Genomic DNA, 14,433 nt, shown 5'->3' with positions numbered 1-14,433 from the left:
CCCGACCACGTGCATCCATTACGACTGCTGAGCGGTCCCGTACAGCGAACCGCGTGGACAACGGCGGGGAGAAGGCGGGCCGGGGCATGGGCGGGGAGATGGGCGGGGACATGGCGGACGAGGCGACGGCGGACACGTACGAGCACGACTACGGGCCGCTGCTGGCGGACGTCGCGGGGAGCGGGCGCCGGTTGAACCGGGACGAGTTGCAGCGGCTGCGCGACTCCGGGGAGCGGGCCGCCGGGGACGGCGAGGCGCTGCGGGCGCTGATCGGCCGGCATCTGGCCGAGGTGCGCACCGCGTGGCCCGAGCAGTCGCTGTCGCGGCGGACCACGCTCGATCTGCTCGCGGTCGTCGAGCAGTCCATCGATGCCCTGTCCGGTGGCTTCGAGCGCGCCCAGCGGCTCGCCGTGCGCCAAGAGGAGGCGGAACGCCGGGAGTTCATCGACGACCTGCTGCACGGACGCAGCGACCTGGGGCGGATAGCCGCCCGGGCCGAACGCTTCGGCCTGTGGCTCTCGCACGCCCACGCCGTCGCCGTGGCGCGCGGCCCCCAGCCGTACGGCGAGGCCGACCCCGTACCGCAGCAGGTGGAACGGGCGATGTTCGGACGGTTCGGCGACCGCAACATCCTGCTGACCACCAAGGACGGCCGGATGGTGTGCGTCGCGCCGGGCGACCAGCGCGAAGTCCTCGCGTACTTCGCCAAGCAGGCGTTCGCCGCCACCGGCGGCGGCCAGGCGGCGATCGGCCGTTCCCGGTCCGGGGCCGGCGGCGTCGTCCACTCGTACGAGGAAGCCCTGCGCGCCCTCGAACTCGCCGACCGGCTCGAACTCGACGGGCCCGTCCTGTACGCGGCCGACCTGCTCGTCTATCCGGTCCTCACCCGGGACCGGCAGGCCATGGAGGACCTGGTGCTCAGCGTTCTCGGCCCGCTGCGGACGGCGCGCGGCGGGGCCGGGCCGCTGCTCGACACGCTCACGGCCTTCTTCGACAGCGGCTGCGTCACCACCCAGACCGCCCAGCGGCTCAATCTGTCCGTCCGGGCGGTCACGTACCGGCTCGACCGCATCCACCGGCTCACCGGCGCCGATCTCGCCGACCCGACGAGCCGCTACACGCTCCAGACCGCCGTGATCGGCGCGCGCTTCCTGGGCTGGCCCGCCAAGGAGATGTAAGCGCGGGCTCCAGGGAGCGCGGGATCCCCCCGGCCCCGCCCCCCGGCCCCGCCCCCGGCCCCGCGCCTCGGCCCCGCCCCCGGACCTCCGGACCTGCCCCCGGACCTCCGGAGCCGGCCCCATCCCCACCCCTCCCGTGTTGCCTGCAAGCCACCCCAGGGGTGTGAGGTCGGCATAAAGAGTCGGCGATAACTGCCGGAGTCCGGCAATGCGGCAGAGGGTGTCGGCACGTCAGAATGGTGGAAGCGGGGGTACGGAACTGCCTTCGCTGCCGGGCTCCGGAAGCGTGTGGGGGGAAGAGGGAAACACGCCGACGACGAGCCGGTCGCCGCCTTCGCGTCGCGTCCGTCCGTCCTCGCGCCCTCGCCGTGTCGTCAGCTGTGACGCCGGCACGCACGCTTCCGTTCCCGCCCCGGCTCGGTTCCCGTCGTCTTCCCCGTGCCCCGCGCTCTTCCGCGCGGGGCACGGGGACGGCGCAGGGACGCCCGTCCTCTTCGCTCGTCAGCTCGTCAGCTCGCTAGGGGGTTTCCTATGGATGCCATCACCTCAGGCATCGGTGTCGTCGTCGCCGTGGTCCTGATCCTCGCCCTCGCCGTCCTGTTCACGATCAGCCGGCTGTTCCGCAAGGTGGAACAGGGCAAGGCGCTGATCGTGTCCAAGATGCGCAAGGTCGACGTCACCTTCACCGGGCAGGTCGTGCTGCCGGTCCTGCACAAGGCCGAGGTCATGGACATCTCGGTGAAGACCATCGAGATCTCCCGCACCGGCCGCGACGGCCTGATCTGCAAGGACAACATCCGGGCCGACATCCGGATCTCGTTCTTCGTCCGGGTCAACAAGACCGCCCAGGACGTCGTCAAGGTCGCCCAGGCGATCGGCACGGCGCGGGCCAGCGACCAGCACACGCTCCAGGAACTGTTCAACGCCAAGTTCTCCGAGGCGCTGAAGACCGTCGGCAAGCAGATGGACTTCACCGACCTCTACACGATGCGCGAGGAACTGCGCTTCCGGATCATCGAGATCATCGGCGTCGACCTCAACGGCTACAGCCTGGAGGACGCGGCGATCGACTACCTGGAGCAGACGCCGCTGACCCAGCTCGACCCCGACAACGTCCTCGACGCGCAGGGCATCCGGAAGATCACCGAGCTGACCTCGGTCGAGCACGTGCGGACGAACGAGTTCCGGCGCACCGAGGAGAAGGAGATCACCCGGCAGAACGTCGACGCCCGGGAGGCCATCCTGGAGCTGGAGCGCCGCCAGGCCGACGCCGAGATCAAGCAGAAGCGCGAGATCGACACCGTCCGGGCCCGCGAGGAGGCCGAGACGGCGCGGGTGATGGAGGAGGAGCGGCTGCGCGCGCAGAGCGCCTTCCTGCGCACCGAGGAGCAGTTGGGCGTCCAGCGCGAGAACCAGGCCCGCGAGGTCGCCGTCGCGCAGAAGAACCGCGAGCGCGTCATCGCCGTCGAGAACGAGCGGATCGAGAAGGACCGCGTCCTCGAGGTCATCGCCCGCGACCGGGAGACCGAACTGACCCGGATCGCCGCCGAGAAGGAGCTGGAGGCCGAGCGCCGGGAGATCGCCGAGGTCATCCGCGAGCGGGTCGCGGTGGACCGTACGGTCGCCGAGCAGGAGGAGTCGATCAAGCGGCTGCGCGCGGTCGAGGAGGCCGAGCGCGACCGGGCCGCCCTCGTCATCGCCGCCGAGGCCGAGGCGCAGGAGAAGCTGGTCAAGGACATCAAGGCGGCCGAGGCCGCCGAGCAGGCCGCCGTCCACCGCGCGGCCGAGGAGCTGACGCTCGCCGAGGCCCGCAACCAGGCCGCCGAACTGGAGGCCCGCGCCAAGATCCGTCTCGCCGAGGGCATCCAGGCCGAGGCCGCAGCCGAGGGTCTCGCCGCCGCCCGGGTCCGCGAGCAGGAGGCCGCCGCGATCGAGAAGACCGGCCGCGCGGAGGCCGAGGCCACCGAGGCCCGGCTGCGCGCGGAGGCCGAGGGGCTGCGGGTCATGGCGCTCGCCGAGGCCGAGGGCCTCACGGAGAAGGCCGCCGCCCTGGAGAAGACCGGCCGCGCCGAGGCCGGGGCGACCGAGGCCCGGCTGCGTGCCGAGGCCGAGGGACTGCGGGCCAAGTCGCTCGCCGAGGCCGAGGCGATCGGCGAGAAGCTGAAGTCGGAGGCCGCCGGTCTCACCGAGAAGGCCGCCGCCATGGCCGCCCTCGACGAGGCATCGCGCACCCACGAGGAGTACCGGCTCCGCCTGGAGGCCGAGAAGGACATCCGGCTCGCCGGGCTCGACGTCCAGCGGCAGGTCGCCGAGGCGCAGGCCACGGTCCTCGCCACCGGTCTGGAGCACGCCGACATCAACATCGTGGGCGGCGAGTCGGTCTTCCTCGACCGGCTGGTGCAGTCCGTCTCGATGGGCAAGGCGGTCGACGGGTTCGTCGGCAGCTCGCAGACGGCCCAGAGCCTCGCGGGGCCGTGGCTGAACGGGGACCGGCCGTTCACCGAGGACCTGACGAAGGTGCTCGGCTCGCTGTCCACCGCCGATGTCCAGAACCTCAGCGTCTCGGCGCTGCTGTCGAAGGTCATGCGGTCCGGCGTCCTCGACGCGGGAGCGCTCGTCCCGGCCGCCCCGGCCGGCGTCACCCCGGCCGCCTCCGCCGCCCCGGCGGTCGAGGTGAACGGAACGGCCACCGCGGCCAATTGATCGCCGCTCCCCTTGGCCCGAGGGGGGATCAAGGGGAGCGGACACCCCCCGGGGGGAAATCGGGGGAAGCGGGGGGAATCGGGGGAGGGGGGCCGCGAGGGGCCGGTGCCGGGTACGGGGGTCCCGGCGCCGGCCCCTCGCGGAGGGTTACGAGAGAGGTACGGCCAGATGGACACCACCACCACCGTCACCGCCACCCAGGCGCGGGACACCCGTCAGCAGGATGCCCGTCAGCAGGGCAGCCGTCAGCAGGACGCCCGCCACCGGGGCGCCGGGCAGCAGGACCGGAACGGCGCGCGCGCCCAGGCGCCCGGCGTCGACGAGGACGCGTACGCGGTGCTCCGCGACCGGCTCGTCGCCCAGGCCGCCGAACTCGCCTCCCGCGCCGAGGCGTTGAACGAGGCCCGGACCCGGACCTTCGGCTCCGGTGACCTCGAACTCACCGGCACCGGACAGTTGCGGACCGCCGACCCGTGCGTCCTGACGGACCTGGTGACCGTCGACCCCGCCGCCGGTCTGCTGCTGGCCGGCCGCACCCGCCCGGCCGCCGCCCGCAGCGGCGGCGAGCCGCGCGTCTCCGACGTCTTCGCCCTGTACGACCGGGAGTTCGAGGACCTGCCCGAGGACGCCGTGCCCGGGCTGCTCGACGACCCGGCCTTCGTCCGCGAGTTCACCGCGCTGCACCGCTACTTCCAGGGCGCCCGGCTGGTCCGGCTGCGCCGTGCCGAGGGGCGGCTGCTCGCCGTCTTCCGTACCGCGAAGGGCGGTTCGGCACCGACGGCCGGGTCCGCCTCCGCCTCCACCTCCGCATCCGGTTCAGGCTCCGGTTCAGGCTCCGGTGAGGGCGCCGAGGATCTGCGGGTGCTGCGCTGGGAGGCCGGCCCGTCCGGTACGTACCGCTTCCTCGACGCCCAGGGCGAGCGCGATCTCGCCGCCCTCACCCCGCCCGCCCAGGACGTCGAGTGGCGGCGCACCGGCCGCGACGACCAGGTGCCCGGCCGGCACCCCCATGTCTCCCTCGGCGGACGGCTGTTCGTCTCCACCGTCGGCGGCACGCTGACCCTCAAGACGGTGGACGACACCGAGACCCGCGAGGGCGTGTACACCGAGCCGGTCGACGAGCCGCTCCAGTCGCTCGCCGACGCCGAGGTCGCGTACGCCGCCGTGGGCCCGCTGCTCCTGGTGCGGGTCCGCCCGTACAAGGAGGAGACCGTCCGCCACCTGGTCTTCCACACCCTCACCGGCGAGACGGTCCGGCTCGACGGGCTCGGCCAGGCGTGTCTGCGGCTGCCCGACGACCGGGGCGTGGTGTTCCCGGGCGGCTACTGCCTGGCCGACGGCACCGTGCGGACCTTCGACACGGACACCACCGGGCTCGTGTACGACGGCTCGGTCGCCTCCCCGCACGGCGAGGACGTCCTGTACGCGTTCCGCTCGCCGGACGACGGGCGCAGCCTGCTGCTCCCGTACAACAGGGTCCGCGAGACGTCACCCCGCCCGGTCACCGGGCGCGGGCACGCGCTGCTCGACGACGGCACCATGGTGGTGCTGCGCGCGGGCGGCACCGAGGCGGGCCGGGTGCACACCGCGCAGGTGTGGCGGACCCCGTTCACGGCCGACACGTACGCGGCCCACCCGGCCGGCGCCGAGGCCGACGCCGAGGCCGACGGGCCGCTCGTCCGGATCGGCAACGCCGACCTGGTCCGGGGCATCTCCGACTGTCTCGCCATCGCCCGCCTGGCCACGGAGACCAGCCCGGCGGCCCCCGCCCCCACCACCGACCCGTCCGAGGCCGCGAGTCCGGCAGGTCCAGCAGGTGCCACGGGTGCCGCGGGTCCGGCATCCGGCCAGGCGTACGAGGCGCTGGCCGCCGCCTGCGCCCGCGCCGCCGACCTCCACCACTGGCTCGGCGACCCCGGCACCGGCGATCTCGCCGCCCCGCTCGACGCGGTGCGCGTCACCGCCGCCCAGGTGCTCGCCGAGTTCGAGACGGTGACCGCCCTCGCGGGCCGGGCCGCCGACGCGCTCGCCGAGGCCGAGCGCGACCTCACCCGGCTCGTCCGGCAGGTCCGGGGCGAGTCCCCGGCCACCGCCGGGGAGTGGATCTCCCGGCTCACCGCCCTGCGCCGCGCCCAGGGCCGGCTGCTCACCGTCCGCGAACTGCGCTACGCCGACACCGACGCCGTCGACGCCCTGGCCCGCCGCACCGACGACGACCTGGCCTCGGCCGCCCAGCGCGCCGTCTCCTTCCTCCGCCGCGACGACGCCTTCACCGAGCAGGCCGCCGAGGCGGACCGGCTCACCGACGCCGCGGCCGGGGCGGGGACCGTCGCCGAGACCCGCGCGCTCGGCGAGCGCGTCGACGAGCACACCGCCGGGCTGCGCACCCTCAGCGAGGTCGTCGCGGGCCTCGACATCGCCGACGCCACCGTCCGCACCGGGATCCTGGAGCGGATCGCGGACGTCCTCGGCGGGGTCAACCGGGCCCGGGCCACGCTCGCTTCGCGCCGCGCCGAACTCCTGGACCAGGAAGGGCGGGCCGAGTTCACCGCCGAGTTCGCACTGCTCGCGGAGTCCGTCACCGGCGCGCTCGCCGACGCCGCCACCCCCGAGGACTGCGACACCCGGCTCGGCGGACTGCTGCTCCAACTGGAGAACCTGGAGTCCCGCTTCGCCGAGCACGACGGCTTCCTCGGTGAACTCGGCGACAAGCGCGTCGAGATCCACGACGCGTTCGCCGCCCGCCGGCAGACCCTCACCGACGCCCGCGCCCGCCGTGCCGAACGTCTCGCCGAATCGGCCGTCCGCGTCCTCGAGTCGGTGACCCGGCGGGCCGCGCAGCTCGGCAGCGACGAGGACGTCCATACGTACTTCGCCTCCGACCCGATGGTCGCCAAGGTCCGCCGGACCGCCGACGAATTGCGTGAACTCGGCGACCAGGTACGGGCCGAGGAGCTTGCCGGCCGGCTGGCCGCCGCGCGGCAGGAGGCCGGGCGGGCGCTGCGCGACCGGGCCGATCTGTACGACGGCGGCGGCGACACCATCCGGCTCGGCCGGCACCGTTTCGCCGTCCAGCGCCAGACGCCCGAACTCACCCTGGTCCCGCAGGGCGACGCCCTCGCCTTCGCGCTGACCGGCACCGACTACCGCGCGCCCGTCGACGACCCGGAGCTGACGGCGGCCCGCCCGTACTGGAGCCGGTCCCTGCCGTCGGAGTCGCCGGACGTCTACCGCGCCGAGTACCTGGCGGCCCGGCTGCTCGCCGAGCACGGCGCCGACGCCCTGGCCGCCCTGGCCCTGGCGGATGCCGAGGGTGGTACGCAGGCCGGCGAGCCGGGCACCAAGGAAGCCGGTACCTCGGGCGGTACGGCGGACAGCGCGTCGGGCGGCGGTCTCGCGGCGCTCGTCCGGCAGGCCGCCGAGGCCGCGTACGACGAGGGGTACGAGCGTGGGGTCCACGACCACGACGCGACGGCCGTCCTGCGCGCCGTGCTGCGGCTCGGCGAGGGGGCCGGAGTGCTGCGCCACCCGGCGGCGGCCCGCGCCGCCGCCCGGTTCTTCTGGGCGCACACGGCCGGCGAGGAGTCCCGCGCCCGCTGGCAGCGCAGCGCCGTCTCGCTGACCCGGGCCCGCGATCTGTTCGGTACGGCCCCGGCGCTCGACGTGCTGCGCGCCGAACTCGCCGAGGAGATCGGCGACCCTGCCGCCGCCGCGTACCTGGTGGAAGAACTGGCCGTGCCGCGCGAAGGGTTCGCGGTCTCGGCCGAGGCCCGTACCCTCCTGGAGAAGTTCCGCCGGGCGGTCGGCAGCACCGCGTACGACGAGGACGTCCGCGCCCTGGCGGACCCCGCCGCCCGCCGCCGGCTCGTCGAGGGCTGGCTGCACGCCTACGCGACCGCGTCCGGCGAGCCGGCCGGGGACACCGCGAACGGCGTCCTCGCCGAAGCCGCCGCCGTCGAACTCTGCCCGGAACTCGGCCAGTACGACGTCGAGAGCACGACCACGACGACCGTCACCGGCCTGCTCGGCGCCCACCCGCGCCTGAACGGGCGGACGCTCGACCTCGACCTCGCCGAATTCCTGCACCGCACCGCCGAGTTCACCGCGAACGACGTCCCGGCCTTCCGTGCCTACCAGCGCCGCCGCGCCGAACTCGTCACCGCCACCCGCGCCCGGCTGCGACTGGACGAGCACAAGCCGCGTGTCATGTCGTCCTTCGTCCGGGGCAGGCTCGTCGACGAGGTCTACCTGCCGCTGATCGGCGACAACCTCGCCAAGCAGCTCGGCGCGGCGGGCGATGCCAAGCGCTCCGACACCCACGGCCTGCTGATGCTGCTGTCGCCGCCCGGCTACGGCAAGACGACCCTGGTCGAGTACGTCGCCGACCGCCTCGGCCTGCTCCTGGTCAAGGTCGACGGCCCGGCCCTCGGCCGCGCCACCACCTCCCTGGACCCGGCCGAGGCGCCCGACTCGGCGGCCCGGCGCGAGCTGGAGAAGATCGCCTTCGCGCTGGCGGCGGGCAACAACGTGATGCTGTACGTGGACGACATCCAGCACTGCTCGCCGGACTTCCTGCAGAAGTTCATCCCGCTGTGCGACGCCACCCGCACCCTCGCCGGGCACGACCTGCGCGGCAAGCGCTTCGCCGTCTGCATGGCCGGCAACCCCTACACCGAGTCCGGCGGCCGTTTCCGCGTCCCCGACATGCTCGCCAACCGTGCCGACGTGTGGAACCTCGGCGACGTCCTGACCGGCAAGGAGGACGCGTTCGCGTTCAGCTTCGTCGAGAACGCCCTCACCTCCCACCCCGACCTCGCCCCGCTCGCGGGCCGCGACCGCGCCGACACCGCCCTCCTCACCCGGCTCGCCGCCGGTGACCCGCTCGCCGACCGGACCCGGCTCCAGCACCCGTACGCACCCGTCGAGTTGGACCGCCTCCTGGCCGTGCTGCGGCATCTGCTCACGGCCCGCTCCACGGTGCTCGCCGTCAACGAGGCGTACATCGCCTCCGCCGCGCAGGCCGACGAGGCGCGCACCGAACCGCCGTTCCGGCTCCAGGGCTCGTACCGCAACATGAACAAGATCGTGGCCCGGATCTCCCCGGCCATGAACGACGCCGAACTCGCCGCCGTCGTCGACGACCACTACACCGCGGAGGCCCAGACGCTCACCGGCGGCGCCGAGGCCAATCTGCTCCGGCTGGCCGCGCTGCGTGGCACCCGTACTCCCGAACAGGAGGCCCGCTGGCGGGACATCGTCGCCGCGGACGCCCGCGGCCGCGCGCTCGGCGGCTCGCCCGACGACCCGCTGGGCCGCGCGGTCGCCGCCCTCGGTCTGCTCGCCGACCGCATCGCGGCCGTCGAGACCGCGATCACCCGCGCGGCCGACCCGCGCCACCTCCTCGCGCGGCCCGCGTCGCCCGCACGGCACGCGCGGGGCCCGGCGGGGACGGGCGGGGTGAACTCCGGGACGGACCACGGGGCGAACCCTGGGACGGACCCCGGTGCGCCGCCCGGTGCGCACCCTTGGGCGGACCCCGGGGAGGGGGAGGCGGGCGGCGCGGCCTGACCCGGCGGTGGCCTTATCGTGGCTTCGGATCGTGAGGTGCAAAGGGGCACGCGGGGGCACGAAGGGCATGAGGGGGAGGGGTCACCGTGGCACGACAGGAACGGGCCGTGCGCACACGGCGGAAGATCCTGCTCGCCGCGGCCGGACTGTTCGACGAGGTCGGCTACGAGGCGGCGACGATCGCGGAGGTGCTGCGGCGGTGCGGGGTCACCAAGGGGGCCCTGTACTTCCACTTCTCCTCCAAGGAGGAGCTGGCCCAGGAGGTCCTCGCCTGGCAGGCCGCCCTGTTCCCCCCGGTGCCGCCGCGTCCGCTGCTGCTCCAGACGCTGATCGACGAGGCGCTGGTGCTGGCCCATCTCCTGGGCACCGGCGACCCGTTGACCTGCGGCAGCGTACGGCTCGTCGTCGACCAGGGCTCGCCCCACGACGGCCTCGACCGCCGGGCCCCGATGCGCGCGTGGATCGACCGCATCGCGGATCTGTTCACCCGCGCCCGGACGGCCGGTGAGCTGCTGCCCCATGTGGACGTGTCGGCCACGGCCCATCTGCTCGCGGCCTCGTTCACCGGCGTGCAGGTGTTCTCCAAGGTCATGACGGGGCACGCCGACATGGTGGAGCGGGTCTCCGATCTGCTGCGGACCACGATGGGTTCCGTCGCCGTGCCGGGCGTCCTCGTCCGGCTCGACTTCTCCCCGTCCCGCGCCCGGCCCGCGCACGAGGAGGCGCTGTGGGCCGTCGGCGTCTGGCCGATATCCCCGGATATCCCGGCGTAGTGACGGAGTATCAACTTTCTCGGAACCTTCCGGGTCGGAGTCGACTGGGGTGGTTTGTTACAGTTCGCGCAATGTCCGCGTGAACAGGCGCGGCCATTCCCAACGGCGCAGCGACGGAGTCCTCTTGGCCAGGCAGAAGCGGGCGATCCGGACGCGTGAGGCCCTGGTCGAGTCGGCTGCCGCGCTCTTCGACCGGGACGGCTTCGACATCGCCTCGCTCGCGACCATCAGCGCCCGCGCCGGAGTCAGCAGCGGCGCCCTGAACTTCCACTTCCCGAGCAAGGTGGAGCTGGCCGAGGCGGTCGTCGAGGCCGCCGCCGAACGGCTCGTACGGATCATGCGGGACCGCGAAGTGCCGTCCCTCCAGGCCGTGATCGACGCCAGCCACGAACTCGTCCGGGGCCTTCGCGCCGACGCCGTCCTGCGCGCGGGCTTCGCGCTGAGCGGCTGCCGCCGGGCCCGCCGCCGCGCCTGCGCGCCGGAGCCGGCCGACGGGCCCCGTACCGCCGCCGGTTACGGCCCTGCTTCCGGCCTCGGATCCGACCTCGCCGCCGATTCCGCCGCCTACGCCGGTCCCGGCACGGATCTGCGGCGGCTGTGGTGTGGCTGGGTGGAGTCGGTCGTGGCCCGCGCCGAACGCGAGGGTCAGCTCGCGCCGGACGTGACGGCCGAGGAGGTCGCCGAGACGGTCGTCACGGTCGCCACCGGGCACATGGTCCTCGCCCACCACGACCCGCGCTGGCTGGAGACCGCCCCGCTGACCCGCTTCTGGGCGCTTCTGCTGCCGCGCGTGGTGGGCACGGCGCGAGCCGGGCTCTTCGTGGCCTCGGGCCGGCGGGAGCGTGAACAGGGGCTGGAGCCGGAGCCGGGGCCGGGGCTGGAGCCGGGGCCGAGGCCGGAGCCCGGATGGGAGCGGCGGCCGGAGTGGGAACGGGGGCCCGAGCCGGAGGCGCCCTGGCGGTACGGCGGGCGCGGGGTGCCGGTGGCGGTGACGGTGGGTGGCGAGGTCTGACCTGCCGGGATCGTCGCGCCAGGCGCAAAGATTCAAGTCCGTTGTGTCAGACCTGAGTCGAGGAGATCGGGAGTTCAGCGCCGGGACACCCGGACCCGGTAGCCGCCCGACGCCTCGTCCTTGTCGGCGACGCTGACCCGGACGCCCGCGGCGCGGTCGGTGAAGGACTCGCCCGGCCCGTAGGGGGCGTCCGACAACTCCGAGTGGACGTTGGGTCGTCGGGTGCAGCCGTTGCTGCCGCGGGTGCTGTCGGTGACGGTGACCGGCCCGTGTCCGGTGTCCACGTCCGTGTCGACGCGGTAGACGAGGACACCGGGCTTGCAGACCGCCTCGTCGTTGCCTCCGCGGGTGCGGACCTCGATCGCGTACCCGGAGGTGGCGGAGAGCGGTACGAAGACGAGTTTGGGGCCGCCCGCGACGGCCAACGGGGTGAGCGTGTACTCGAATTCGCCGGTCCGGGCGGCGCAGCCGACCTGTTCGTTGTCGAGCCAGCCCAGCTTCCACTTGTGCCAGCCCAGCATGTCGTTGTTGGCCCCCCAGTCCTCCGACATGATGTCCCAGTGTCCGACGGTGCCGCCGCCGTCCGCCGTGTAGAGGTCGGGCAGTCCGAAGACATGGCCGTTCTCGTGCGGGAGCACGCGGTAGCCGGTCTCGTCGTAGGCGCCGGAGCCGTCGTCCTGACGGCTGTAGACGAAGGACGTGTTGGAGAGCGCGACGCCGTCGGCGTAGGGCGCCTCGTCGTTGCCGGAGAAGGTCACGGACAGGACGGTGTCCAGGGCTGACGGGCCGGCGTTCGGCGTCATGAGGACGTTGACCAGGTCGTACGCGCTGAAGTCCACCCGCGAGTCGGCCGCCTTGACGATGTCCTCGACGAGCGAGCGGTAGCCCGGCTCGTAGGGGGAGCCGCGCCCGACCGCGTACGAGCTGAAGGGGTGGGGCATCCGCAGCCAGTCGGGTATCGGGGCCTCGGGCCGGTAGACGAGCCGGCCGTAGGAGCTGACCTTGAACCACTCGGCGGTCTGCGGGAAGAACTCGCGGTAGCGGCTCATGGCCGTGCCCTGACCGGGCGCGTCGGGGAAGTCGACCATCAGGTTGAGGGCCCGGACCGGCCCGGTGGAGTGCACGTACCCCGGCGCCGTGGGCACTCCCTCCGACATCTGCACACCCATCGTCGTGGCGATCCGGCACGGTACGAGGGACTGCTTCCTGTGTCCGGCGGCCACCGGCCCCGACGAGGCGGGCGCCGGGCCGGCCGGCGTGCCGCTGGCCGTCGCGAGGGCGGCGAGCAGGAGCGTGGCGGCCGAGGCCAGGACGACGGGCCTGCGTATCCGCCGGGGGCTGTCCTGCATCCGGTCGCCTCTCGCCTGTCACACAGCCGGTCGACCGCGTGCAGCGCGTGCGGGAGGTGCGGGGTGGGCGGTACGCGCGTGCCGCGGGTGCCGCGCGGGACGCGGCGCTTCGATCAGCCTGTGACGAGGGGGCCGGGTACGCGCGCGGGGTGGGCCGACCAGGTGATGCGGGTGAGGCGGGCGGGCCGGCCGGTCGGGCGGTGCAGGGGGTACGGGCGGGCCAGGCCGACCGTGGGATACGGCCCGGCCCCGGCCTCCGGACCTTCGGCGCGAAGGCCGGTGCTCCGGGTCAGCGCAGCCAGGGCAGGTCGGCGTCCGGCCCCTGCGGCTGGAGCCCCTCGGCGACCGTCCGCATGATCGCGCCGAGCTGCTCGGCCTGTTCGGGTGTGAGCCGGTCGAAGAGCGCCTGCCGTACGGCGTCGACGTGCCCGGGCGCGGCACGGCGCAGCACCGCCTCGCCCTCGTCCGTCAGCACGGCGAGCTGGCCGCGCTTGTCGGCGGGGCAGTCCTCGCGGCGGACCCAGCCGTGCCGTTCCAGGCGGGCGACGGCGTGTGAGAGCCGGGACCGGGTGATCTTCAGGTCCTTGGCCAGCTGTGTCATCCGCAACCGGTGTTCCGGCGCCTGGGAGAGCTGGACGAGCAGGCCGTAGTAGACGTGGGGCATCCCGGCGTCGCGCTGCAGCTGGCGGTCGAGATGGTCCTCCAGGAGGGTGGTGGCGTGGAGGTAGGCGCGCCAGGTGCGCTGCTCCTCGTCGCTGAGCCAGCGGAGTTCCGTCATGATCCCACCGTACAGGCTTTCCTTGAAGATTGAACTAGATCCGGCCTAAGGTGGACCCGAAAGCTTGAATGTTCAAGGATGAAGCCGCGGATCGCGGATCGCGGAACAACGAATCGCGGATCACGGATCACGCCCGAGTCGAAGCCCAAGGAGGCGGACGCCCGCCATGGACGCAGCAACCGGCGCCACGCTCGACCAGCCCACCCCGGCCCCCGTCGGGATGCCCACCCCCGCCCCGGCCCCGGCCCGGATGCCGGCTCTCTACCTCTCGCACGGCGCCCCGCCGCTCGCCGACGACCCCGTCTGGCCCGGCGAGCTGGCCGCCTGGTCGGCCGGACTGCCCCGCCCCACCGCCGTCCTCATGGTCTCCGCGCACTGGGAGGAGGCCCCGCTGGCCCTCGGCGCCACCGAGACCGTGCCGCTCGTGTACGACTTCTGGGGCTTCCCCGAGCACTACTACCAGGTCCAGTACGCGGCCCCCGGCGCGCCCGCGCTCGCCGAGTCCGTCCGCAAGCTGCTGCGCGCCCCCGGTGCGCCGGTCCAGGACACCCCCGACCGGGGGCTCGACCACGGTGCGTACGTCCCGCTCGTCGAGATGTACCCGGACGCCGACATCCCCGTCCTCCAGATCTCCCTCCCCACCCTCGACCCGCGCCGGCTCATGGACATCGGCCGCAAGCTCGCCCCGCTGCGCGACGAGGGCGTCCTGATCGTCGGCAGCGGCTTCTTCACCCACAACCTGGCCGCCCTGCGGCACCAGGGGGTGCCCGGCTGGTCGGCCGAGTTCGACGCGTGGGGGCACGAGGCGCTCACCGCGCGCGACATCGACGCCCTGCTCGACTTCGCGCACAAGTCCCCGTCCGGCCGCCTCGCCCACCCGCGCACCGAACACTTCGCCCCGCTCTTCGTCACCCTGGGCGCGGCCGACGCGGCGGGCGACCTCGACGCGCAGCGCAGCGTCATCGACGGCTTCTGGATGGGTCTGGCGAAGCGCTCGGTGCAGTTCGGCTGACGGCCCCGTCGGCCGGACCGGACGTCCCTCGGCGCTCCGGCCCGCCCCGCCGGCGCTCCT

At 73.9% G+C, this 14,433-nt stretch carries 8 protein-coding genes; 6 read left to right on the top strand and 2 right to left on the bottom strand.

Annotated features, from left to right (window positions below; genetic code table 11):
* Positions 1–110 precede the first annotated feature (110 nt).
* The 5 genes from ABZ990_RS12980 (at position 111) to ABZ990_RS12960 (ending at position 11,234) form a co-directional block, all read left to right on the top strand.
* Positions 111–1,178 (top strand): helix-turn-helix domain-containing protein, encoded by a 1,068-nt coding sequence (locus tag ABZ990_RS12980; RefSeq protein ID WP_361229881.1) that lies wholly within the window; start codon positions 111–113, stop codon positions 1,176–1,178.
* Positions 1,179–1,709: 531 nt separating this feature from the next.
* Positions 1,710–3,881 carry a flotillin family protein gene (locus tag ABZ990_RS12975; protein ID WP_361229743.1) on the top strand — a complete coding sequence of 724 codons (2,172 nt, stop codon included), beginning with the start codon at positions 1,710–1,712 and terminating at the stop codon, positions 3,879–3,881.
* A gap of 168 nt (positions 3,882–4,049) precedes the next feature.
* Positions 4,050–9,449: a DNA repair ATPase gene (locus ABZ990_RS12970; protein WP_361229740.1), complete on the top strand. Its 5,400-nt coding sequence runs from the start codon at positions 4,050–4,052 to the stop codon at positions 9,447–9,449.
* A gap of 86 nt (positions 9,450–9,535) precedes the next feature.
* Positions 9,536–10,222, top strand: a complete 687-nt coding sequence (locus ABZ990_RS12965; RefSeq protein ID WP_361229738.1) for a ScbR family autoregulator-binding transcription factor — start codon at positions 9,536–9,538, stop codon at positions 10,220–10,222.
* A gap of 124 nt (positions 10,223–10,346) precedes the next feature.
* Entirely contained in the window at positions 10,347–11,234 is an 888-nt protein-coding gene (locus ABZ990_RS12960; protein WP_361229735.1) for a TetR family transcriptional regulator, read from the top strand.
* A 74-nt stretch (positions 11,235–11,308) separates the two neighbouring features.
* On the opposite strand, the gene ABZ990_RS12955 is transcribed toward ABZ990_RS12960, so the two are convergent.
* A complete protein-coding gene (locus tag ABZ990_RS12955; RefSeq protein WP_361229732.1) occupies positions 11,309–12,583 on the bottom strand; it encodes a M6 family metalloprotease domain-containing protein in 1,275 nt (424 codons plus the stop codon).
* Positions 12,584–12,872: 289 nt separating this feature from the next.
* Entirely contained in the window at positions 12,873–13,361 is a 489-nt protein-coding gene (locus tag ABZ990_RS12950) for a MarR family transcriptional regulator (protein ID WP_361229729.1), read from the bottom strand.
* A gap of 220 nt (positions 13,362–13,581) precedes the next feature.
* Between ABZ990_RS12950 and ABZ990_RS12945 the strand changes: the two genes are divergently transcribed.
* Positions 13,582–14,373: a class III extradiol ring-cleavage dioxygenase gene (locus ABZ990_RS12945; RefSeq protein ID WP_361229878.1), complete on the top strand. Its 792-nt coding sequence runs from the start codon at positions 13,582–13,584 to the stop codon at positions 14,371–14,373.
* Positions 14,374–14,433: the final 60 nt, after the last annotated feature.

This window comes from Streptomyces sp. NPDC046203, assembly GCF_040646255.1.
Taxonomy (GTDB): Bacteria; Actinomycetota; Actinomycetes; order Streptomycetales; family Streptomycetaceae; genus Streptomyces.
This window is presented reverse-complemented; position numbering and strand designations above follow the sequence as displayed.